The organism is Dietzia sp. PP-33 (assembly GCF_033790845.1).
Taxonomy (GTDB): domain Bacteria; phylum Actinomycetota; class Actinomycetes; order Mycobacteriales; family Mycobacteriaceae; genus Dietzia.
In genome coordinates this window covers 185,280-207,563 of the sequence record NZ_JAMYEI010000006.1, presented here as the reverse complement: position 1 = coordinate 207,563, position 22,284 = coordinate 185,280, and the positions used below count along the sequence as shown (strand labels likewise).

Below are 22,284 nucleotides of genomic sequence, written 5' to 3'. Positions count from 1 at the left end.
GCGCGACGAGAACGTGAGGCCCGTGCGGTACCCGATCCCGCTCGGCACTCGCATACTTGTGTGACCTCACACTCTTTGGGAGTCACCATGCCCGGTTCCCGCACCCCACGCCGTCTGCGTTCCCGACTGGCTGGCGCCCTCGTCGCCGGCGCGCTGGCCGTACCCGTCGCCGCAGCGGTCACGACCACCACCGCTGCACCCACACTCGTCCCGCAGGCCGCCGCCGGGCCGGTGGAGGACGCACTGACGGGCCTCGTCGGGGACCTGGATCCCACCGGTGAGCTCGGGCCGTACGTGACCGAGGCACTCAACGGCATCAACGGGCCCCTCGGCGCACCCGGCCCGCCCGCTGCGGTGGACACCCCGGTCACCTGTCGCCCGACCCCGTCCCACCCGCGGCCGGTGATCCTGGTCCACGGGACGTTCGACAACGGCCCCAACACCGTGCCGCGACTGGGCGAGCCGCTACGGCGGCAGGGATTCTGTGTGATCGCCCCGACCCTCGGCGCCTACGTGGGCAACCCCGCCCGGGGAGGTCTCGACTCGATCGTCGGCGCGTCCGGTCCGCAGCTCGCCGGGGTGATCGACCACGTGCGCGCGGTCACCGGCGCTGCACAGGTCGACCTGGTGGGCTACTCCCAGGGCGCCTCGATCGCCGGGTACACCACCAAGGTGCTGCGACCCGGCGCGGTGGGCCGGGTCGTCTCGGTGGGCGGGTACTGGGGGGCGGACAACAGCGGGCTGATCCCCCATCAGCTGCCGCCAGGGCTCGCGGGCGCGGCGCTGTGGGCCGCCAACCTGCGGGGTCTGGCCGAACTGTCACCCGGCAGCCCCATGCTCACCGCCTGGTACGGACTCGACCGCACCCCGTTCCTGCCCGGGGTCGCCTACACGCTCATCGCCACCGGCGGCGACCATCTCCTGCCACCGCAGCGGAGCTTCGTGGCCGGGCCCGGCGTCGGGTGGCGGGTTCCGGAGCAGGCGTGCGGCGGCGGCCCGACCTCCCACGGCGGGATGGCGCTCGATCCGCGGACGCACTCGATGGTCGCCCGGGCGCTCGGCGGCGCGGGCGCCTGCTGAGATCACCGGGCCCGGGCCGTCTGCCCCGGACCCGGAGTCTGTCGCAGGGTGATCCGAGGGGGTGCGGGAGGTCACGAGGCGACCACCTCGTTGTCCTCGTCGTCGCCTCTTTCCCCTCCACCGGGGTCTGCCGCCAGCACCGCATCGGTGGCGGCGCGGATGACGGCATGACCTCGTCCCAGTCGCCCTCGATGGTGGTGAACATCGAGGTGGTCTCATGCGAGAACGTGAGGTCCGTGCGGTGCCCGATCCCCAACGTGGGCACGGGGGTCGCGGCCGGGAGATCGATAGAATCCGAACCGATACCAAGGCAGGGCGCCAGGGATGTAGTGCCCAGACCGCGTTGCCCGGGTCGACGAGAGCGGGGAGATTCGGTGACCACGCAAAGTATCCGGCCTGCCAGGGAAAGCGATCTGGTCCCTGTGCAGGACATCGAGCGCTCGGCTGGCGCACCCTTTGCAGAGATCGGAATGTCCGTGGTGGCCGAGGACGAACCGCCGTCGATCGACTCGCTACGAGAGTTCGTGCAGAACGGGCGGGCGTGGGTCAGCACCGACGGATCCGATCGGCCGGTGGCATACCTGCTGGCGGATGTGATCGACGCCAGTGCTCACCTGGACCAGGTCTCGGTGCACAGCGATTTCATGAACCGTGGGATCGGGACGGCTCTGCTGAATCACATGATCGGTTGGGCGCGGGAATGCAGCCTTCCTGCGGTCACTCTGACCACCTACATCGACGTCCCGTGGAACGGGCCGTATTACGAGCGTCATGGGTTCCGGTACCTCGCCGAGAACGAGGAGACCCCCGGTCTCAAGAAAATCCGGGCCGCGGAGATCGCAAGCGGCCTTGACCAGTGGCCGCGCGCTTGCATGCGCAGGGAACTCTGAGGAGGACATGGCTTCTGCGACCGGGGACGCGCAGAGGAACCGGCCTTTGTCCCGGTCACGGACCTCACCGGCCGCGTCCTCACCAGGGCGGGTGATGATCGTGAACGCCTACCGACTTTCGTCGCCGTGGACCTTTGCGGGAAACGCCTTCCGCGTAGTTGAAGGACGTCTGTCAGGTTTTCCAGAGCAGGAGCGAACCAATCTAGCTTTGAGTTTCGGCGTGGCTCCATCGCGCGCTTCGACCACCTCCCGGTCGAGGAACTCCCGCTTCGAGTCGACCGTTCACTGTGCAGGCCACACACTCGCTCGGACTCGGGGACGAGGCGGCCAGCGTCCCGTATACCCCTAACAGGCGCTCGGGTTCTGGACGACACTCATATGCGACATGAACACTAGGCAGGCCCCATGGATCGAGCTGGGGTAACCGCAGATCCGCTTCATGCCCGTCAGCTGTCGCGTCAGAGGATCGTCAAATGAGACACCTGAACCAGTCGCTCCGGGAGTCTTGGTACGCCCTCTGGGAGGGGGAGTGAGATCCCTCGTTCGATCCTTACTGATGTTCTGTTGGTATCTGAAACGTCCACCGAGAGATCAGTTCTGAATCCGGCCACGCTCGCGAGCCTGCGCACGCACCAGCTGGCGCAGCTGTGCACGAGCCTCGTTGTGGATCGTGGTTGAGGTGGTTGCCGCGGTCTGGATCGAGACGACCAGGCCGTAGCGAACGCTCTCGCCCTTGCGCAGCGTCTGGGCGTCACGCATGCACTCCACCCGGAGGGGGAGCGTCTCATTGGCGCCGAACACCATGGCGCGCTCGCCCTCGATGATTTCGTGCTGGCAGCTGCCCTTGCGAACGCTCCAATGGGTGGCCTCAGCACGGTCACCGGCGGTGATTGCACGGTCGGGGAGTTCAAAGTAAACCTTGGTGCCTCGGTAGCGGCTGAGGTTGCCCGCGGTGGGGGCCATGTAGGCCAGCGTAATGGTGATGCGGTGCCACTCGGGGCGTGAGCGCAGTGAGGATGGGAGGGGGACCCGGTAGGTGTGGCTTTGTTCCCGTTCGATGGAGCCGCCCGCGATGAGTGCGGCCCGGTTTGTCGCGGCATGTCCCAGCATCGCAGGGTCAAGGACGCCGTAGCCGAGCATGGCGGTCAGTTCTCGCCGCGCTCGTTGAGGATCCAGCGCCAAAGAATCGCGCAAGTGACGCGCAGCAGGACCCCACGAGCTTGCGTGCACTAGCAGCGCGCGGACCAACACCGGATGGTAGAGCGGGTCGGGGAAGGCGGGATCGCCGGCCTCAGCGCCGGCCTCGAGTACGTCGAAGACGCCGCTGGCTTCGCGTGAGACCAGGGCGGCGGCGTTGCTGGTGCCGACAGTGAAGGCCGTCGCGGAAGTTGCCCCGCCACGTCCGGGCACCGCGACTCTTGTGCCGGGTCCGGTGACGTAGGTGCGCAGGGGATTCAGGACTACCTCGTCTGCGACTTCCCCGGACCCCACACTGGGGAGTAGGGGGCGCTCGTAGAGCGTCACTCCACCGGTGTGGTGCAGGTCGGGCTTGATGGAGCGGCCGACGCCGGGCCCGACTGCGCCGTAGAACGCCGGCGTGCCCGGCTCGTTCAGGTTCCAGGCCGTGTCGGGAAGGTTGCCGGGCTGCGCTGCGCCCAAACCGGCGTGGTCGGGCCCTGAGGCGGGGACGTTAGAGCTGGCATCGGCATGGGTGGCGCCGACGGTGAGCGCGTTCATTGCATCGCCTGGAGGCAGGAGCCCACGCTTTCGGCTGTTTGCTCGAGCAGCGCGCAACGCAGCAACTCGCGCGGCGTTCAGCTGGTTGGCCTGCGAAGCGGGGATCGCCAGCGGAAGGGTGTGGTTGCCGGCGCTGACTATGAAGAGAAGATTGTACTCCAGGGCGAGCCAGTCGAGTAGTCGCCCGGTTGGGCTCATTCGCCTAACCAGGGCGCGGGCCGGTGAGCCGATAGAAAGGTTGACGATGCGCACGCTTGGCGCGGTTGCATCACGGCCAGCTTCTCCCTTGATCATGCGGCGAATGGCGCGGTGCAGCAGATCGGGCAGCAGGACGTTGTCGAGGACTTGCTCGGCTGCAGAGCTCAGGGGGTGGGGTTGGAGGATGGGGCGGACATACAGGGGCCTGTGTAGTGGATCCCCGCCGGCATCGAGGTCGCCGTGGATGATTAGCGAGGCCATGGCGGTGCCGTGATGGCGTGCTGAGACTGGATAATTGACGCCCAGGCTGTCGGGGTCGTCGACGCTCAGCCGGCCAGCCAGCCGGTCGTGGTTGGCGAAGGGAAGCCCGTCGAGAAGAGCGATGCGAGGCAGCGCATCCGCAGGTCTGGCCGACACGACACTGCCGTCGCTGGAGTCGGTGTGGTCCGGGCCTGCGTTGTCTGAGTCGTCCTGAATATCGAGTTCGGGCTGGGTGACCGTCATCGGGGCGAACGGGGTGACGAACATGACCTCGTCGGTGGTCAGCAGATCGATGGCTTGAGCTCCGCGCTCGAGCGCCTCTTCTACTTGCTGGACCGGCAGCTCGGCCAGTAGGGCGTGGTAACCGATCTCGGCGATCTGAGCGCGGTGCAGGACCCGTCCGCCAGCCGCGGCTAGTACTTCTTCGACTTGACCTTCAGCGTAGGTTCGATCCGGGGCTCCGCGACGGAACCACAGCTCGACCTCGACGCGTACTGGACTGATCGATTGGCCGACGAGCTCCAGGTGCTCACGCCACTGCTCAAGCAGCCCTGTCTCTCGGACGCGGTCCTGCGGGCCCCACCTGCGGATGGCGCGTAGTTGGGCGAAGGCGTGCTTGAACTTGCCCAGTCCGTGCTTGAACGTGATGTCTGGGTCAGCCAGCCAAGCCTCGAAGAGGTTGACCAGCTGGCCGGCAGCCTCGCTGTTGGACATCACCAGGTAGAGCGAGCGTGAGACTTGGGCGTCGAGTTGGCCCTCGGTGGGAGAAAAGCTGGCGAAGTCCTCGTCGGGGTCGGTGTCTTCGTCGAGGAACTCGGAGAGGAACTCCAGGCCCTCAATCCGGTCGACGGCGTTGCGAAAGTCGGCGACCGATCCGGCGAGGTCGAAGACCAGTACCAGTTCAGGGTCGAGCTCGTCGGCGTCGTCGTCACTCAGATGGACGCGCCGCCTATCGAAAGCCTCGACGAGGGCACGGAATTGCGGGGACAGCCTCTCGCCCTGGCGTGTAGCTCCGGGGCCTCGAACGACAGGTGGGACCGAGGGGGACAGCTTGTGTCGGTCGCCCACAGTCGGCGCAGTCAGTGCCAGCAGGGTTCGCGAGTCGGAGCCGGGGGAGGGGCTGGATCCTTCGGCACCGGCGGTGGCTTGCTGACTCATCCGCTCGCCTGGTTGCGCCAGTGTTCGAGGCGTTCCCTCACGATCCGTTTGTGATCGGAGTCGGGAAGTTCGAGGACGGCGCGGCGGCGTACGTCGAGGGCGAACTCTTCCAGCTCTGCGTAGCTCGCGCCGGCGAGCTTGTCGGCCAGGGTGCGCGGGGCGAAGCCAAGGTCGCCACCGAATCGAGCGGCGAGCCGTTCGAGGTAGCGGGTGGCTTCGGCGCGGCTGGGGGCATTGAGCTCGGCGCGAATCTGGAACCGGCGCCAGGCCGCTCGGTCGAGCAGTTCGCTGTGGTTGGTGGCTCCGATCAATATGACGTGGGCGGGCAGGCGGTCGACCTGCAGCAGCAGCGTGGAGACCACTCGCTTGATCTCACCGGTCTCGTGCTCGTCCGAGCGTTCCTTGGCGACCGTGTCGAGTTCGTCGAAGAACAGCACGCAGCGGCGGGTGCGGGCGAACTCGAAGGCGCTGTCGAGTCGTGCGGCGGTCTCACCGAGGAAACTCGAGACCACCCCCTCATAGCGCACCACGTACAGCGGCAGCATCAACTCGGCTGCAATCGCCTCAGCGACGCTGGTCTTACCGTTACCCGGGGGACCGGAGAGAAGCAGCCGATTGCGAGGCTCAATGCCGTAGCTGCGTAGCAGCTCCGAGCGCTTCTGCTCCTCCACCAGCTCACCAATAACCCGCCCCGGCACGGGCCCGAGGTCGAGATCAGAGAGACGTCGTTCCGGGACGACCTCTTGGAGTAGGTCACGTACCGCGGAGGCACGGTCGTCGCGAGCTCGCCCCTGGCCCGTGGTGGTGATGATCTCGGAGAGCCTATCGGCCAGCAGGTGGTGCTGGTTGGCCCGTTCCTCGGCAATGACCGCCTCGACCAGCACCTTGAACCGGTCCTTGTCCCCGCGTCGCTCAGCCTCGACGAGATCGAGCAGCAAGTCGGCTCGCGCCACGTCGGCCTCCCTAATGGACATATCAGACCCCCGGATAGTACCGACCGCTCACACCTCACGCGGGCAAGACAGGCCGGGCGCTCCCATGGCGTGGTCGCAGGTCCCTCGCCTGCCTTACGGGCCGTCCGGTGGCGACTCCGCCACGATCCACTCGAACCAGCGCAGACGACCGAGCTTGCCTGCCTTTCACTTGTCAAGAAGCAGCTTCTCGGCGACCTAAATTGCGCTGGTGTCGACGCATTCATTCGTGAGAGCTTCAACTAGAGCGGTCTTCGATGAGTCCTTCGACAAAAACCTATCCGGCTGCGTCACGATCACACCCTGAGGTCGCGTCGGCCTCGATGGCCCGGGGAGGGTCAACCGTTCCCGCTACTGCGCCCCTCCACGCTCCGACGGTCGCCGCGGTGGCGCTGAACGAGCTCATTGGCGTCCCGGAGCCCGAGACCCGGGTGGGCGACCCGGAGCCGGCGGACCGCGTCGACCTCACCGGACGAGGCCTGCACCGCCTCGGAAACCTCCGCCGCCCCGAGCTCGGAGGCGATGCGGCGCGAGCGGTCCTCGCCGCTGGCCCCGAACCACCATCGGCGGGCGGCCGCGGCGAGGAGCAGGACGGCGAGCGCGCTCCACAGCAGGACGTCGAGGGTGCCGGCCTCGGGGGAGGTCAGTTCCACGGCCGCCACAACCAGCGCGCCTATCCCGCCGAGCACGGTGGCCGCCACGTATGCGACCGTCTGCGGACCACGCGGGTCCGGGCCGTCCGCACCGGACCCGGAGTCTGTCGCAGGGTGATCCGAGGGGGTGCGGGAGGTCACGGGGCGACCACCTCGTCGTCGTCGCCCTTCTCCCCTCCCCTGGGGTCCCCCGCCAGGCGACGATCCACCCGGTCCACCTTCCCCCGCAGCTCACCGGAGTGCCCGGGCCGCAGGTCGGCCTTGAGCACCAGGCTCACCCGCGGGGACACCGCCAGCACCGCGTCGGTGGCGGCACGGATAACGGGCATCACCTCGTCCCAGTCGCCCTCGATCGTGGTGAACATCGAGGTGGTCTCATGGGGCAGACCGGACGCGCGGACCACCCGGATCGCCTCGGCGACGGCCTCGCTCATGGACGCCGACTCGTCCGCGGTCGTGGTGGGTGCGACGGAGAACGCGAAGAGCATGACACCACGGTAAACCCCTCTCCCGCCCGGCGCAGATCGACGCCCGCCCGCATCGATGCCGACGCCGACCGGGTCACCGGCGCTGCACCGACCGTCAGGTGCGGGACACCTGCTGCGGCACCCCGGGCTCGTACCGCGCCTCGGTCAACAACTCCCGGACCCGCGGGATGACCTTCCGCCCGTAGAGGTCGATGCAGTTCATCAGGTCCTCGTGCGGAATGGGGCCGCTGGCGTACTTGAGGTCGAAGCGGTCCAGACCCAGAGTGCGGACGGTCGCGGCGATCTTCTGCGCGACGGTCTCGGGCGAGCCCGCGTACATCGCGCCGGAGCGGACCTCGCGGTGGAAGTCGGCCGCGGAGGCGTCACCCCATCCGCGCTCGCGGCCGATCTGGTTGCGGTTGACCAACCAGTGCGGCATCGCCAAGGCGGCGGCCTTCTCGTCGGTCTCCGCGACGAAGCCCGGCGAGTGGACGGCGATCGGCAGGCGCGGCGCCCCCGTATCCCCCGCCCCCGTATCCCCCGCCCCGGAACCCGCGAGCTGCGCGTTGGCCTCGCGGTACAGATCCGCGAACGGCGCGAACCGCCCGGCGGGTCCGCCGATGACCGCCAGCATGAGCGGCATGCGGTAGCGGGCCGCGCGCACCACGGACTCGGGACTGCCGCCCACGGCGATCCACGCGGAGAGCCCGCCCTCGGTGCGCGGGTACACGCGCTGGTCGACCAGCGGCGGCCGTAGATCGCCGGACCACGTCACGGGCTCCTCGGGCAGCAGCGCCGCGAACAGGTCCAGCTTCTCGCTGAACAGCTGCTCGTACTGCTGCAGGTCCAGGCCGAACAGCGGGAACGACTCGGTGAACGACCCGCGGCCCAGCACGACCTCGGCGCGCCCGCCGGACATCGCGTCGATGGTGGAGAAGCGCTGGAACACGCGGATCGGGTCGTCGCTCGAGAGCACCGTGACCGCCGACCCGAGCGTGATGCGCTCGGTGCGGGTGGCGATGCCGGCCAGCACCACATCCGGGGCGGAGACCGCGAAGTCGGGGCGGTGGTGCTCCCCGATACCGAACGCGTCGACGCCGACCTGATCGGCGAGCACGGCCTGGTCGACGACGTCGCGGATAACCTGCGCGTGGTGAACGGGTACGCCGCTCTGGTCGACGGTGGTGTCACCGAAGGTGTCGAGGCCGAAGGCGACGGAGTGTGACGACGAGGGGGTCGTGACGGAGGTGGTGTGCTGAGTCATGCCCCCACATTAGTTGATCTGTCAATCAAAGTGCTTCTCCAGCCTGCTCTCCAACCCGCACCTTCCAACCCGCTCGGCCGGACTCCGGCCGGTCTAGAGTTCGCCCATGACGTTCACGGAGGGCATGGAACTCGTCGGCAGAACGATGGACGTGGCGGGGGTCGCCGCCATCGTCGTGGGGGCGTTGGTCGCGGCGCTACTGGCCCTGAGTCCTCGCCGCCGGTACGGACCCGATGGCGATGTCCTGGGCACATTCCGCCGCCGACTGGGCCGCGCGATCCTCCTGGGGCTCGAACTCCTGGTGGCCGCGGACATCATCCGGACGGTCGCGATCTCCCCCACCTTCGAGTCCGTCGCGGTGCTCGGGCTGATCGTGCTGATCAGGACGTTCCTGAGCTGGTCACTCGAGCTGGAGATCTCCGGCCGGTGGCCGTGGCAGAAGCGGGGCACCCAGCAGGGCACCCAGCAGAGCACCCACCCTCCGGACCAGGCACCGACGCCGACACCCTCCGCGGTGATCTCGGAGCCCCGCCGGGAGCGGCATGATGGTGGTGCCCCGGCATGAACCGGACAGCATGAGTCGGACAGCACGAGTCGGACCGCATGTGTCGGACCGCAGGGGCCGACCGTGCCACGCAAACCGAGAGGACACACCATGAGCGCCACCGATCACGGGCCCAAGCCCTTCGTCGTGAACATCGAGGACGAGACCCTCGCCAACACCAATTACCGGACCACCCTGTGGAGCGGGAAGTACATGCAGATGACGGTGATGGCGATCGCACCCGGGGACGACATCGGCCTGGAGGTGCACGAGGACCACGACCAGTTCCTGCGCGTCGAGCAGGGCCGCGCGCGGGTCCAGATGGGCCCGGAGGAGGACCGCCTCGAGTTCGACGAGGAGGTCGAGGACGACTGGGTGATCCTCGTCCCCGCCGGCTCGTGGCACAACGTCACCAACATCGGCGACGAACCGCTCAAGGTCTACTCCCTCTACGGCCCGCCGGAGCACGCGCACGGCACCGTCCACCCCACCAAGGCCGACTCGGACGCGGACGAACACTGACGAACCCTGACGAGCACTGGCGGCGGCACCGGGCCCCGGCTCCCGCCGTCAGGCGCCGGCCGGGCCCCCGCCCCGCCGGCGCCGCACCGCGCCCACGTACCTCGTCAGCATCCGGTCCATCAGGGCCGGGGAGAGTCGCTGCAGCCGCCACGTCGCGCGCGCCCGGGCCGGCTCCACGACGAGGGCGCGGTTGCGGGCGACTCCGTCCAGCACGCTCTTAGCCAGTCGGTCCGGGTCGAGCGGCTGCCGCACGTGTTGGCCGGTGAGGTAGAAGTGCCTGCCGTCGAATCCGTCGAGCTGACCCTTGTCGAGGATCGCCGTGTCCACCGCGGCGGGGCACACCACGGTCACCCCGACGCCGTGGCCGGCAGCCTCGGCGCGCAGCGAGAGGCCCAGACCCACCACCGCGTGCTTGGTCATGGCGTAGCTGGTGATCAGGCCCGCCGGACACAGGCCACCCATCGACGCGGTGAGCACGAGTGAACCCGACCCGCGGCCGATCATGTGCGGGTACGCGGCGTGGACGCAGTGGACCACCCCGCGGATGTTCACGTCCACGATCGCGTCCCACTGCGCGAGCGTGAGCAACTCGGTGTCCCCGCCCCAGGTGATCCCGGCGTTGGCGAACATCAGGTCCAGGCCACCGCGATCGGCGACCACCTCGTCGACGAGCGCGGCCACGGCCCCGGCATCGGTGACGTCGAGCCGGGCCGCCCGCGCGCTGCCCGACCCGGACATCTCGGCGATCTCGTCCGCGACCCGCGTCGCCGCCTCGAGGTCGATGTCCGCCACCACCACGTGCGCACCCGACCGGACCAGGGCCGCCGAGAGGGCCGCGCCGATCCCCGACCCGCCCCCGGTGACGATCGCACTGGCCCCGGACACCCGACCGACCACACGGGCCGCTCTCACGAGAAGGCCCGCGTCGCCAGTCCGAGGACATCCGGATAGCGCCTGAGCTGGGCTCCGCCGTCGACGGCCAGGTCCTCCCCCGTCATCCAGGGCGCGTCGGCCAGGTACAGCACCGCCCGGGCCACGTCCTCCGCGGTGCCCTGGTGCGGGACCACCGAGTTCTCGGCGTACTCCTCAGCGAGGCCCGGGATCTGCAAGACCGGTTCGGTGAGCGGGGTGACCAGGAACCCGGGCGAGACGGTGTTGACCCGGATCCCGCGCTCCCCCAACTCGAGCGCCGCGACCTGCGCGAGCATCACCAGGCCCGCCTTCGCAGCGCAGTAGGCGGCCATTCCGCGGCCGGGCTGCCGGGCGTTGAGCGAGGCGATCGCCACCATCGAACCACCGTCACGAACCACCCGCCCCCCGTGCTTGAACACCAGGAACGCCCCGGTGAGGCAGATGTCCACCACGCGTCGGAACTCCGCGGTGTCGTGGTCGGTGACCAGCCCGAGGGTGCTCACGCCCGCGGTCGTCACGACGAGGTCCGGAGCCGTCCCGGCGAAGAGCGCCTCCACCGAGGGTTCGTCACCGACGTCGACGACCCGGTGGTGGTGACCCGGTCCGTGGGCCTCCGCCAACTCGGCAGCGCGCGCTTTCGCGAGGTCCCCGTTGACGTCGGCGACCATCGTCCGCCACCCCTCTGCGGCGAGCTCTCGAGCGGTGGCCCAGCCGATCCCGGAGGCACCGCCGATCACCACCGCGTGCCGCCCGTCGGTCATGTCGTCTGCCATTTCCGCCTCCGTCCGGGGTGGGGCCCGGGGCGAGGTGCCCCGTCTGCGCGCCCGGCACGCTGTTGACGCCCGTCAATCCCTGGCCATAATCTAGGACCGTAATGTGATTCACGCCATAGCTTTCGGGCCAGGCGGTCCCCAGGTCGAAGAGGTTCCCATGACATCCGTTCCCACCGTCGCCGTCATCGGCGCGGGCATCAGCGGTCTCACCACCCTGAAGATGCTGCACGACTACGGAATCGAGGCGGTGTGCTTCGAGGCGTCCGACCGGATCGGTGGGAACTGGGCGTTCGACAACCCCAACGGGAGTTCGAGCGCGTACCGCTCGCTGCACATCGACACCTCCAAGCACCAGCTGAGCTTCCGAGATTTCCCCATGCCCGAGGAGTTCCCGGACTTCCCGCACCACTCGCAGATCAAGCAGTACCTCGACGACTACGCCGAGGCCTTCGACCTCCTCCGCCTCATCGAGTTCGAGAACCGGGTGCTGCACGCCGAGCGGCTGGACGGTGGCGGCTGGGAGCTGACCACCGAACGCACCGGCACCCGCCACTTCGACGCGCTCGTGGTGGGCAACGGGCACCACTGGGACCCGCGGTTCGGGGACTTCCCGGGCGAGTTCACCGGCGAGATGATCCACTCGCACGCCTACGTCGACCCGTGGGACCCGCTGGAGCTGATGGACAAGCGCATCCTCGTGGTGGGCCTGGGCAACAGCGCTGCCGACATCGCCGTCGAACTGTCGTCCAAGGTCATGCGCAACGAGGTCGTGATCTCCACCAGGTCGGGCGCGTGGATCGTCCCGAAGTACATCGCCGGCCAGCCGGCCGACAAGTACTTCGCGACCTTCCCGTTCCTGCCCTATTCGTGGCAGCGCAAGGCCATCCAGGCCATGCAGCCGATGTCGGCGGGTCGACCGGAGTCCTACGGGCTCCCCAAGCCCAACCACAAGTTCTTCGAGGCCCACCCCACGCAGTCCGTCGAGTTGCCCCTGCGCCTGGGCTCGGGGGACATCACGGCCAAGGGCAACATCGCCCGTTTCGAGGGACGGACCGTGCACTTCGAGGACGGCACGGCCCAGGAGTTCGACGTGGTCATCCAGGCCACCGGCTACAACACCTCGTTCCCGTTCTTCGACCCGGAGTTCCTCAGCGCCGACGCGCACAACCACGTACCGCTCTACAAGCGGATGTTCTCCCCGGGGATCGACGACCTGGTGATGGTCGGCTTCGCCCAGTCCACGCCCACCCTGTTCCCCTTCGTCGAGGCCCAGGCCCGGCTGGCGGCCGCGTGGGCGGCCGGGCTGTACCGGACACCGCCGCGGGCGGAGATGGAGCGGGCGATCGTCGCCGACGAGAAGAAGTACATCGGTCACATGCTCGACACCCCGCGGCACCAGCAACAGGTGGACTACTTCCTCTACGAGCACGACATGCGGACCCACGAGATCCCCCGGGGCCGGGAGCGTGCGGCGCGCTCCGGCGGGATGATCCGCACGGCGGCCCCCGCGTGAGCGGCGGGGCCTCCGGCGAGAGCACGAACGGCTCCCCTCGCGGCGACCGGCGCCGGGAGGCGTTGTTGGCCGAACTCGACCGGCAACTGCGCACCACGAAACTCGACGACATCTCGGTGGCCGATCTCACCGACGCGGCCGGGATCACCCGCTCCGCGTTCTACTTCTACTTCGACTCCAAGGCCGCGGCGGTCACGGTGCTGCTCTCCTCCATCCAGGCGACCGCGGCCAAGTCGAGCGACATGCTGGTCAACTCGGACGGCCGCTTCCGGTCCCGGGTCTCCACGACCCTGCACCGACTCGCCGACCGGATGGTCGACAACGCGCACGTCTACCGGGCCCTGCTCACCGCGCGCACCACGCACGAGCCCATGCGACGCCTCTGGGACGAGGGACGCACCGAGCTGGCGGCGCCGATCGCCGAGTACATCCGCTCGGAACGGGATGCCGGCCGGGCCCCGGAGGGGGCCGACGCCGACTCGTTGGCCACCGCCCTCATCCAGATCAACGAATCGGTTCTGGAACGCCTCGTCTTTGACCCCGACGCGGATCGGGACCCCATGATCGCCACCGCCTCCGACCTGTGGGTCCGGGCCATCTACGGCCGTCCGGATCCGGCGGTCGACACCCCAGGAGAACACTCGTGACCAGCCAGATCGCTCCAGTCGACCTCGATTTCCGCTCCGGTGGTGACACCTGCCGGGGCTGGTTCCTACCCGCCGGAGGGACCGACCCCGCACCCTGTGTGGTCATGGCCCACGGGCTGGGCGGCACGGCCGACTCGGGCCTGCTCCCGTTCGCTGAGGCATTCGCCGCGGCCGGGTACGCGGCGTTCGTGTTCGATTACCGGGGCTTCGGCCGCTCCGGTGGCGGGCACCGACAGGTCGTCTCGCCGTCCCGGCAGCAGGACGACTATCGAGCGGCGGTCGCAGCGGTCGCGACCAGACCGGAGGTCGATGCCGGCCGGATCGTCCTGTGGGGCTGCTCCATGGGCGGCGGGCACGTCCTCGAGGTGGCACGCGAACCCGGCGGGTCATCGACCATCGCGGCGGTGATCTCGGTGGTGCCGCTCGTGGACGGACGGGCCGCCGCGGTGGCCGCCGCGCGTCAGCACCGTCCGAGCACCTTGCTCCGCTCGGCCGGCACGACCATGGCCGCCAGGGCGGCGACGGCGCTGGGGCGGCCCGAGCCGTTGGTCCCCCTGGTCGGCCCGCCGGGATCCCACGCCCTGCTCTCACTGCCGGGGTACGAACAGGCCTACACCTCGGTCGCCGGCCCCACCTGGCGCAATGAGATCGGGGCCGGCGTCGGCGCGGAGCTGGGTTCCTTCCGACCCGTTGCCCGGGCAGGGGAACTGGCCGGGATCCCCGTCCTCATCCAGATCGCCGACCTCGACCGGAGCGCGCCGCCCCACGCCGCCGCCGACGCCGCGTTCGCAGCCCGCGCGGAGGTGCGCCACTACCCCGGTGACCACTTCGACCTCTTCCCCGGCCGGCCATGCCACGAGCGCGCGGTGGACCACACACTGCACTTCCTACGGCGTCACGTGAGCTGACCCGGTCGCGCGCCAGCGTGCTGTCGCCGGCCTTCCGTCGCCGCTCATCTGTGATCAGCGCACCCGGACCGTGGCTGCGGCGGTGACGAGAGCGTCGAGAGTGGCGGTGAGGGCGGAACTGTTCCTTCCGGCGGCCCAACCGATTTCCGATTGGTGGCGGTACTCGACCAGGGTGAGCGCGTCGCCGTCCTCACCTGAGTCGGTGCTGGCCCGGTGCAGGCTGAGGACGTCGAGTTCCACGTTGATCTGGCCGAGCGCTTCGGTGAGGGCCTGGACCGGGCCGACATCGTGGTGGGTGCTGGTGTGCTCGGTCCCCCCGTTGTTGAGGATGATGGTCGTGGTGTCGCCAGCGGTATCGCATCGGGTGAGTTCGATGCCGTTGTCCTCCGGCCTACGCATGTAGGTGGCTTGGAAAATGGCCCAGAGTTGGGCGGCGGTGACTTCGCTGCCCGCGGTGTCGGTGTAGCGCTGCACGTGGCGGGCGAAGTCGACCTGCAGGCGCCGCGGCAGGTCGACGCCGTATTCGGTCTCCAGCAGGTAGGCGATTCCGCCCTTGCCTGATTGGGAGTTCACTCGAATGACGGCGTCGTAGCTGCGACCGATATCGGCGGGATCGATAGGCAGGTACGGAACGCGCCAGGGTGTGTCGGCACTGGTGTCGCCCTCGGATGCTGCGCGGACGCGGTGTTCTGCGAAGCCCTTTCTGATCGCGTCCTGGTGGGTGCCACTGAAGGCGGCGTGAACGAGGTCGCCGACGTAGGGATGTCGGGGGTGAATCTCTATGCGGTTGGCGTGTTCGACGGTGCGGCGGATCTCGTCGATGTCGGAGAAGTCGATCATCGGATCGATTCCCTGTGCGTGCAGATTGAGTGCAAGGGTGGCCAGATCGACATTTCCGGTGCGCTCTCCGTTTCCGAAGATGCAGCCCTCGACCCGCTGGGCGCCGGCCAGGACGGCCAATTCCGCGCAGGCGATGCCGGTACCCCGGTCATTGTGAGGATGGACCGACAGGATCACCGCCTCCCGTCGGTCGATGTTCTTGTGCATGTACTCGATCTGGTCGGCGTACACGTTCGGCGTCGCAACTTCGACGGTGGCGGGCAGGTTGAGGATGACGGGGCGCTGGACCGAGGCATCCCACAGCGTCGTGATCGCATCGCAGAGCTCGAGTACGTAGTCGGGTTCGGTGAGGTTGAAGATCTCCGGCGAGAACTCGAATCGCACGTTACCCAGGTCGTGGGCGAACTCCAGAACGTCGCGGGCACCGCCCAGGATCACCTCGGTCAGCGAGTCGCGGTCGTGTCCGAGTACGACGTCGCGCCAGGTCGGTGCGGTCGCGGTGTACATGTGTATGACGACGTCGTTGCGGATGCCGCGGATCGACTCCACGGTCCGTTCGATGAGGTCGTGGCGGGCTGGGGTGAACACGACGACCGTGATGTCCTCGGGGGCGATGTCGGAGTCGGCGATGAGGCGCACGAAGTCGTAGTCGGTCTGGGATGCAGAGGGGTAGCCGACCTCGATTTCCTTGTAGCCCATGGCCACCATGAGCTCGAAGAAGCGGCGCTTGCGAGTCGGGTCCATCGGTTCGGCCAGGGCCTGGTTGCCGTCGCGAAGGTCGACCGGCACCCAGAGCGGTGCTGACGTCATGCGACTCCTCGGCCAGTCACGGTCGGTGAGGGGCACGGCGACGCGGGAGTACACGTCTCGGTATCGATGAGACGGCATCTGCGAGTGGCGCTGGCGGTTCCATGAGGGGGCGTTGCTGGGGACGTCGCCGGCGGGCGTGCTGATGCTGGGGAAGGTCATGCTCGTTCCTTTTCATGCGGGTCGGATACTGGCGACCGGCATGTTCCGACTCCACGACGGGAGCCGGTCTGGCTACACCCCGTCGTGGTGGCGAAGAAGAAGGAAAAGTCCGTGCAAGAGCATGGTGGTGACCCTAGCACAAACTCCTCAGACAAGTAGACATCTGGTGAGTGGTGCGAGAATGGCGCCATGCCACTCGTCCGTCGTGAATCCCTCGCCGACCAGGCGGCTGACGCACTCCTGGACCGGGTCAGGAGCGGCGAGTGGGAGGTGGGAGGCAAGCTACCTGGGGAAACAACGCTCGCCCAACAGCTGGGGGTCGGCAGGTCCACTGTGCGCGAGGCGATACGACAGCTCGCCGGGCGGAAAGTTCTGACCTCGCGCCAGGGCGCCGGGGTCTTCGTGGCCAATCTGGAGATCGCCGAGGACTGGGACGCCGTCCTGCGTCGCGCCGACATCGACGCGGTGATCGAAGCGCGCATTGCGATCGAGGTGGAGGCGTCCGCCCTGGCCGCAGAACGACGCACACAGGAAGACCTGACGAACTTGCACCGGGCCCTGGCAGAACGAGCACGCCATCGGCACGACGTGTACGAGCACGTGGACACCGACATGGCCTTCCATCGAGGCGTCCTGGTGGCTGCGCACAACCCGATCCTGCTCGAACTGTTCAACCACTTCGCGCCCCGCAATCGCGAGGCGATGGTCGATATGTTGCGGCATCGCGGTGACTACGGAGATGACGCCGACCACGCTGTGCACGAGGACATCTACTCAGCTATCGAATCCGGCGACAGCGCGCGCACGGCCGCCCTCACCCGCACCCATTTGGGATCGCTCAAGCGCCCGCCCCGATGACCAGGGTGAAGAGTCACTGGCGAGGCTGGCCGGACCCGGACCACTAGTTGTTGACACATCATGGACTTGGGCCTACTGTAGGTGACACAACACAGACCCATCCCGGCACTCACCGCCGGGACGACCAGAAGGAGTCACCATGACCGCCAACCTCACCGACCTGACCGGCACCTGGACCATCGACAACACCCACTCCCGCCTGGGCTTCGTCACCCGCCACGCGATGGTCACCAAGGTCCGCGGCTCGTTCAACGACTTCCAAGGGACGGTCACGGTTCCCTCCGAGGGCGTCGAGGGCGCCAGCGCCGAGGTCACGATCACCGCCTCCTCGATCGACACCCGCAACGCCGACCGCGACGGCCACCTCAAGTCCAACGACTTCTTCGACATGGAGACCTACCCGGAGATCACGTTCCGCTCCACGAAGATCTCCGCGAACGGCTCGGGTGGCGTCGACGTGACCGGTGACCTCACGATCAAGGGCCAGACCCGGTCGATCACCGTCCCGTTCGACTACGAGGGCACCGCCACCGACCCGTTCGGCAACCTCCGCGCGGGCTTCGAGGGCACCACCGTGATCAACCGCAGCGACTTCGGCCTCACCTGGAACGCCGCACTCGAGACCGGCGGCGTGCTGGTCTCGGAGAAGGTCACGCTCGAGATCGAGGTCTCCGCCATCAAGGAGGCCTGAGCACCACCGACCCGGGAACACGACCCGACGGCGACGACACCGCCCCCACCTGTTTCCAGGCGGGGGCGGTGTTCTGCGCGAGCGTCAGTCGATGACGACGAGGACCGCGGTGTGCGAACCCTCCGCGTCCTGCCAGGTCCCGCTGAGGGTGCCCGGGGAGCCGATGAGCGGGCAGTCGGCCTCGGCGTCGTTCTCCTCGGAGATCACCCGGATGACCCGCGGCGCGGCCTCGGCGTCACCGCCGGCACCGGCACCGCCGCCCCGGATGTTGACCGGCGCCGGGGTGATAGTCCCGTCCTCCGCCGCCATGTGGTCGGCGGCGGTGTCGCGGTGGCTGATCACCCTGCGCACCTCGGTGACGTAGACGGGATCGGCCGACGCGTCGTAGACCCACCGTGGTCCGAGGACCGAGTGGTCGATCGTGCCGACGAGAGCGTCCTCGGCCCCCGGCAGCTCGGCGCCGCGGTAGGTGACCGGCACATGGATGGTGCGGATGCCGTCCGTCAGCAGGAAGGACTCCATGCCCACCTCGCCGTCGGGATCGACAAACCGGTAGGCGGTCACCTGCTCCACCTGCTCCGGGTCGCCGTCGAACCAGGACTGGCGCCGGATCCACGCCCGGAGCAGATCCAGTTTTCCCGGCGTGAGGACGGCGTCGTAGATCTCGGCGGTTCCACTCATGGACTAAGCATCCCCGGAGAAGCGTGGTCCGGCAAACGTCGATTCTCGCCGCGCCCGCCGGTGGCTCGGCGGACACGACGCGAATCCGACAGCCGGGAAAGAAGAAGATTTTCCCGGAGCGCCGTCTGCGCTGCCCACGGGCCGGATCGGCGTCGTGCGCCTCCGTCGTATGTGATCCACATCACAGCCAGGGAGCGGCGCGGTCGATACGGTGACCGCCGTGCAGTCGGGAGACCCCGGCGCTCGAACGAAAGGTGACCATCATGAAGAAGACCATCGCGATCATCGGTTCCGCTGCCGCACTGTCCTTCTCCGGTGCCGGACTGGCCGCCGCCCAGAGCGAGCTCCCCGACCTCGACAGCGGCTCGGCCGGCGCCCCCGAGATGACCGAGACGGACATCGACGATGTCGAGACCCCCGCAGAGGTCTCGGAGATAGCCCAGCAGCTCTGCGGCACCATCTCCGCGTACGACTTCCTCGGCTCCGTCGGCGGCGTCGCTCCCGGCCTGGCGGGCGAGGAGTGCCTGGCGAACGCCGACCTGGCCATCTCCACCGCCTCCACCGGTGACATCTCCGGCGCGATCGACATCCTCCGGGGCATCGAGGCCGAGGTCCCGGGTGACGGTGACACCGGCGGGGACGACAACACCGGCGACGACGTCGTCGAGACCGACGCGGTCGCCTGATCAGCTACTGATCTCCCGCTCATCAGCCCCGGCCCCCTGCGAGAGGGGGCCGGGGCTGATGCTGTGTCGGGGCGGAGCTGTTTCGGGGCTGATGCTGTGTCGGGACTGTCGCGGTATCGGGACCGCGCCCCCGTTGGTATCGACCGCTACCGGCCCCGCCGGCCTACTGCTCGCTGTCGCCGCTGGCGATCACGAGTTCGCCGAGCATCTCGTGGTCGATATGCCCTGGCTCCGTCGACTCCATGAAGTCCGCCAGGATCCGTTCGACCGCGGCCGGGTCCTCCACGTGCGGGTAGTGGCCGGTGCCCTCGACTATCGCCAGACGACTACCCGGGATCGCCTCATGGGTGGTGTGCCCGTGGGAGACGGGGATGATCGGGTCGCGGTCTCCCCAGATCAACTGGAACGGCAACTGCCCGGCCAGGTAGAGCCGGTTGTGCGCCGACACGGCCTGGCCCTTGTTGTCCACCACGGCGCGCAGGGTCTTGAAGAAGGTCTTCCGGTGGCCGGGCCTGCCGAGCGACTCGTACGCCGCCCAGGGCTCGTTCATCGCAACCGCCCGGACCCCCCTGTCCCCGAAGAAGCGGCGGGCCGTGTTCCCGGCGTTGACCAGGAACGGCGCCGCACCGGCGGACAGCAGGAGCTCGGCACCGGGCACGGCGAGCAACCGGAGGATCCAGTTGACCTCCTTGCCCAGACCACCGCTGCCGATCAGGGCGATTCGCTCACAGAAGTCCGGGTACTGGTAGACGAACTGCAGGGCCACGCCGCCGCCGAGCGACTGCCCGACGACCGTGCAGCGCTTGATTCCCTTGACCACGAGCAGGTCTCGCAGAGCCGAGGCCATCGCGCCCAGCGAGTAGTCGTCGAAATCGAGTGAACTGTCCCCGTGGCCGGGAAGGTCCGGGGCGATGATGTGGAACCGGGACTCCAGCCTCGGAATGATCTCGCGCCAGGTCCTCGAGCTTCCCGCCATCCCGTGGATCAGCAGCAGCGTGGGCTTCCCCTCGCCGGCCCCCGCCTCACGATAGGCCAGCTCACGTCCATGGAGCATTGTCTTCTGCATGGTGTATTCCCCCTCGGGAAGGCCTGCCGCGCCGTACTTCGTCGCAAGGTAGACCTGCCTCCATTGTGCGGCATCGACCGCCCTCCGGGCAGTTCTCCCTATCACACTCCCGTGTCACACTCCCGCGTCGCACTCGCGCGGGAACGCCCTGGCGAGCCGCGAGTGCCGGTGGGCGAACAGCGCGCCGACCACCGCACGGACGACCGGTCGGGGCACGAGCGCACGGGGCACCGCCCGCAGGGTGTCGGTGACGCGGGTCGATCCGTCGGGTAGCTCCTCGAGCTCGCGGCGGTGGTCCCAGACCCGACAGGAGCCCAGGCTCGAGCGTTCCTGGAAGTGGCGGGGCGGTTCCAGTTCGGTGATCACCAGGTCGTCGTACTCGAGCGGGATCACCCCGCCGAGCAGGATCCACGCCCGCCCGGCCGGTCGACCGAGCGGCACATCGGCGATGGACGCCCCCTCCAGGGACGTGGGGAACCGCATGGCCAGCAGCGGCCTGAACTCGTCGGACACGCCCTCGGCGGTCACGACACGTGCCCACACCTGCTCGCGGGGCGCGGCGATGACGCTCGAGCGCACCACCTCGACGGCGGATTCGGAGCCGCCCGTGCCACCGGCCCCCGGGGACCTCGCCGGTCCCATCACGTCTGCGGACCGGACCGGGCGGCGGGATCGCCACCGGACACGGTGGACTCGTCGGACACGGTGGACTCGTCGTCATCGGGTCCGGAGACCTCGGTGCGGTCGGGAACCAGCCCGGGCCCCCCGCCGGGGCTGTCATCCGGGCCACCATCCGGGCCACCATCCGAACCCCCGCCAGGGCCGTCACCGCCCGAACGTCCACCGCCCGACCCCCCACCGCCCGGGCCCCCACCATCGGACAGGTATCGCACCACGGTGTTGACCATGGCGGTGACGGGCACGGCGAACAGCGCGCCCACGACGCCGAACAGGTAGGTCCCCGAGGCCACCACCACGATCACGGCCAGCGGGTGGAGCGCCACGGCGTGACCCATGAGGATGGGCTGCAGCAGGTGCGACTCCACCTGGTGGACCACCAGGACGATCGCCAACATCGCGATGGCGATCACCAGTCCCCTGTCCACGAGGGCGAGGGCGGTGGGGATCATGCCGGCGACGAGGGTGCCGACGATGGGCACGAAGGACGCGAGGAACACCACCACGACGATGGGGATCACGAACGGCACACGGAGGACGAGCGCACCGAGGCCGACCCCGGTCGCGTTGATGGCGGCGACGGTGAGCTGGGTCCGGGTGTACGCACCGAGGCTGCCCCAGCCGTGGCGGAACGCCCGGTCGACCTGCCCCCGGCTCGCCCGCGGGAACCAGCGGAGGAAGAACTCCCACAGCTTCTCGCCGTGGTAGAGGAAGAAGAACAGCGACACCAGGCAGATGAGCAGGCCGGCTACCGCGTCGACGGCGGTGTGTCCGAACTGGACCGCTCCCGCGGCCACGGCCTCCGAGTGGGACTCGAGCCACGCACGCACCTGGACGACGGCCTCCTGCAGGCGGTCGGCCGTCAGGTGGAGGGGCCCCTCCTCGAGCCACTGCAGGGCGGCGTCGGTGCCGCTGCTGAGCTTGTCCCGCATCGCGGGCACCCCGGTGGCGAGCTGGGTGGTGACGGCCGCCAGCGCCCCGAGTACCAGGACCAGGACCCCGACGACGACGACGAGGGCCGCCCCCGCCCGCGGGACCCGCGCCGGCACGCGGTCCACCAGGGGCCGGAGCATGGCGGCCAGCAACACCGCTATGGCGATCGGCGCGATGATCACCGACAGCCGGCCGATCGCCTGTCCGAGGATCCAGCCGCCTCCGGCGATCAGCAACAGGCACGCCGACCACGCCGCCGCCAGCACCACCGGGTACGGCAGATCAGCTCGGGTGATCGCGGCCGGACCGGCGCCGTCGCCGTGGGATACCGGGGTCGTCATGAGGATCACCTTATGCGCCCCCGGCCTCCGGCGACGTCGCCTT

The 22,284-nt window shown here is 68.8% G+C and carries 22 protein-coding genes; 10 read left to right on the top strand and 12 right to left on the bottom strand.

Annotation, left to right across the window (positions count from 1 at the left end; all coding sequences use genetic code 11):
- Window positions 1–87 precede the first annotated feature (87 nt).
- Complete coding sequence (locus NJE57_RS12310; protein WP_319028723.1) at window positions 88–1,080, top strand: esterase/lipase family protein; 993 nt, start codon at window positions 88–90, stop codon at window positions 1,078–1,080.
- Between the two features lie 374 nt (window positions 1,081–1,454).
- On the top strand, window positions 1,455–1,970 hold the full coding sequence (locus NJE57_RS12305) for a GNAT family N-acetyltransferase (RefSeq protein ID WP_319028722.1): 516 nt from the start codon (window positions 1,455–1,457) through the stop codon (window positions 1,968–1,970).
- A 591-nt stretch (window positions 1,971–2,561) separates the two neighbouring features.
- Here the strand turns inward: NJE57_RS12305 and NJE57_RS12300 are convergent.
- The 5 genes from NJE57_RS12300 to NJE57_RS12280 form a co-directional block, all read right to left on the bottom strand.
- The gene (locus NJE57_RS12300; protein WP_319028721.1) at window positions 2,562–5,324 is read right to left on the bottom strand and encodes a S8 family peptidase; all 2,763 of its coding nucleotides are present in this window, start codon (window positions 5,322–5,324) and stop codon (window positions 2,562–2,564) included.
- Window positions 5,321–6,277 (bottom strand): ATP-binding protein, encoded by a 957-nt coding sequence (locus NJE57_RS12295; protein WP_319028720.1) that lies wholly within the window; start codon window positions 6,275–6,277, stop codon window positions 5,321–5,323. The genes NJE57_RS12300 and NJE57_RS12295 overlap by 4 nt, the downstream gene beginning before the upstream one ends.
- 356 nt (window positions 6,278–6,633) lie before the next feature.
- A complete protein-coding gene (locus NJE57_RS12290; RefSeq protein WP_319028719.1) occupies window positions 6,634–7,089 on the bottom strand; it encodes a hypothetical protein in 456 nt (151 codons plus the stop codon).
- The gene (locus tag NJE57_RS12285) at window positions 7,086–7,436 is read right to left on the bottom strand and encodes a thiamine-binding protein (protein WP_319028718.1); all 351 of its coding nucleotides are present in this window, start codon (window positions 7,434–7,436) and stop codon (window positions 7,086–7,088) included. Before NJE57_RS12285 ends, NJE57_RS12290 begins: the two co-directional genes overlap by 4 nt.
- Before the next feature lie 94 nt (window positions 7,437–7,530).
- On the bottom strand, window positions 7,531–8,679 hold the full coding sequence (locus NJE57_RS12280; RefSeq protein WP_319028717.1) for an LLM class flavin-dependent oxidoreductase: 1,149 nt from the start codon (window positions 8,677–8,679) through the stop codon (window positions 7,531–7,533).
- 106 nt (window positions 8,680–8,785) lie between these two features.
- Here NJE57_RS12280 and NJE57_RS12275 point away from each other — a divergent pair, with 106 nt between their 5' ends.
- Both NJE57_RS12275 and NJE57_RS12270 read left to right on the top strand, forming a co-directional pair.
- Entirely contained in the window at window positions 8,786–9,244 is a 459-nt protein-coding gene (locus NJE57_RS12275) for a DUF1622 domain-containing protein (RefSeq protein ID WP_319028716.1), read from the top strand.
- Between the two features lie 90 nt (window positions 9,245–9,334).
- The gene (locus NJE57_RS12270; RefSeq protein ID WP_319028715.1) at window positions 9,335–9,745 is read left to right on the top strand and encodes a cupin domain-containing protein; all 411 of its coding nucleotides are present in this window, start codon (window positions 9,335–9,337) and stop codon (window positions 9,743–9,745) included.
- A 48-nt stretch (window positions 9,746–9,793) separates the two neighbouring features.
- On the opposite strand, the gene NJE57_RS12265 is transcribed toward NJE57_RS12270, so the two are convergent.
- Window positions 9,794–10,630: an SDR family oxidoreductase gene (locus NJE57_RS12265; RefSeq protein ID WP_319028714.1), complete on the bottom strand. Its 837-nt coding sequence runs from the start codon at window positions 10,628–10,630 to the stop codon at window positions 9,794–9,796.
- 23 nt (window positions 10,631–10,653) lie between these two features.
- Entirely contained in the window at window positions 10,654–11,430 is a 777-nt protein-coding gene (locus tag NJE57_RS12260) for an SDR family oxidoreductase (RefSeq protein ID WP_319028713.1), read from the bottom strand.
- A gap of 157 nt (window positions 11,431–11,587) precedes the next feature.
- Between NJE57_RS12260 and NJE57_RS12255 the strand changes: the two genes are divergently transcribed.
- Genes NJE57_RS12255 through NJE57_RS12245 form a run of 3 tightly spaced genes read left to right on the top strand, consistent with a single transcriptional unit; the run spans window position 11,588 to window position 14,498 of the window.
- Window positions 11,588–12,943 (top strand): flavin-containing monooxygenase, encoded by a 1,356-nt coding sequence (locus NJE57_RS12255; RefSeq protein ID WP_319028712.1) that lies wholly within the window; start codon window positions 11,588–11,590, stop codon window positions 12,941–12,943.
- Window positions 12,940–13,590: a TetR/AcrR family transcriptional regulator gene (locus NJE57_RS12250; RefSeq protein ID WP_319028711.1), complete on the top strand. Its 651-nt coding sequence runs from the start codon at window positions 12,940–12,942 to the stop codon at window positions 13,588–13,590. The genes NJE57_RS12255 and NJE57_RS12250 overlap by 4 nt, the downstream gene beginning before the upstream one ends.
- Window positions 13,587–14,498, top strand: coding sequence for an alpha/beta hydrolase (locus tag NJE57_RS12245; protein WP_319028710.1), 912 nt, complete (start codon window positions 13,587–13,589; stop codon window positions 14,496–14,498). The genes NJE57_RS12250 and NJE57_RS12245 overlap by 4 nt, the downstream gene beginning before the upstream one ends.
- 54 nt (window positions 14,499–14,552) lie before the next feature.
- On the opposite strand, the gene NJE57_RS12240 is transcribed toward NJE57_RS12245, so the two are convergent.
- Window positions 14,553–16,307 carry a 2-isopropylmalate synthase gene (locus NJE57_RS12240; RefSeq protein WP_319028709.1) on the bottom strand — a complete coding sequence of 585 codons (1,755 nt, stop codon included), beginning with the start codon at window positions 16,305–16,307 and terminating at the stop codon, window positions 14,553–14,555.
- Between the two features lie 189 nt (window positions 16,308–16,496).
- On the opposite strand from NJE57_RS12240, the gene NJE57_RS12235 reads away from it, so the two are divergent.
- The gene (locus NJE57_RS12235; RefSeq protein WP_319028708.1) at window positions 16,497–17,165 is read left to right on the top strand and encodes a FadR/GntR family transcriptional regulator; all 669 of its coding nucleotides are present in this window, start codon (window positions 16,497–16,499) and stop codon (window positions 17,163–17,165) included.
- 139 nt (window positions 17,166–17,304) lie between these two features.
- Window positions 17,305–17,856: a YceI family protein gene (locus NJE57_RS12230; RefSeq protein WP_319028707.1), complete on the top strand. Its 552-nt coding sequence runs from the start codon at window positions 17,305–17,307 to the stop codon at window positions 17,854–17,856.
- 84 nt (window positions 17,857–17,940) lie between these two features.
- Here NJE57_RS12230 and NJE57_RS12225 read toward each other — a convergent pair whose 3' ends face one another.
- Window positions 17,941–18,537 carry a maltokinase N-terminal cap-like domain-containing protein gene (locus NJE57_RS12225; protein ID WP_319028705.1) on the bottom strand — a complete coding sequence of 199 codons (597 nt, stop codon included), beginning with the start codon at window positions 18,535–18,537 and terminating at the stop codon, window positions 17,941–17,943.
- A gap of 263 nt (window positions 18,538–18,800) precedes the next feature.
- On the opposite strand from NJE57_RS12225, the gene NJE57_RS12220 reads away from it, so the two are divergent.
- Complete coding sequence (locus NJE57_RS12220) at window positions 18,801–19,223, top strand: hypothetical protein (RefSeq protein WP_319028704.1); 423 nt, start codon at window positions 18,801–18,803, stop codon at window positions 19,221–19,223.
- A 163-nt stretch (window positions 19,224–19,386) separates the two neighbouring features.
- On the opposite strand, the gene NJE57_RS12215 is transcribed toward NJE57_RS12220, so the two are convergent.
- The 3 genes from NJE57_RS12215 to NJE57_RS12205 all read right to left on the bottom strand — a co-directional run bounded on the left by NJE57_RS12215 (window position 19,387) and on the right by NJE57_RS12205 (window position 22,241).
- The gene (locus NJE57_RS12215; protein ID WP_319028703.1) at window positions 19,387–20,289 is read right to left on the bottom strand and encodes an alpha/beta fold hydrolase; all 903 of its coding nucleotides are present in this window, start codon (window positions 20,287–20,289) and stop codon (window positions 19,387–19,389) included.
- 114 nt (window positions 20,290–20,403) lie between these two features.
- Window positions 20,404–20,931 carry a hypothetical protein gene (locus NJE57_RS12210; protein ID WP_319028701.1) on the bottom strand — a complete coding sequence of 176 codons (528 nt, stop codon included), beginning with the start codon at window positions 20,929–20,931 and terminating at the stop codon, window positions 20,404–20,406.
- Window positions 20,931–22,241, bottom strand: coding sequence for an AI-2E family transporter (locus tag NJE57_RS12205; protein WP_319028700.1), 1,311 nt, complete (start codon window positions 22,239–22,241; stop codon window positions 20,931–20,933). The genes NJE57_RS12210 and NJE57_RS12205 overlap by 1 nt, the downstream gene beginning before the upstream one ends.
- Window positions 22,242–22,284: the final 43 nt, after the last annotated feature.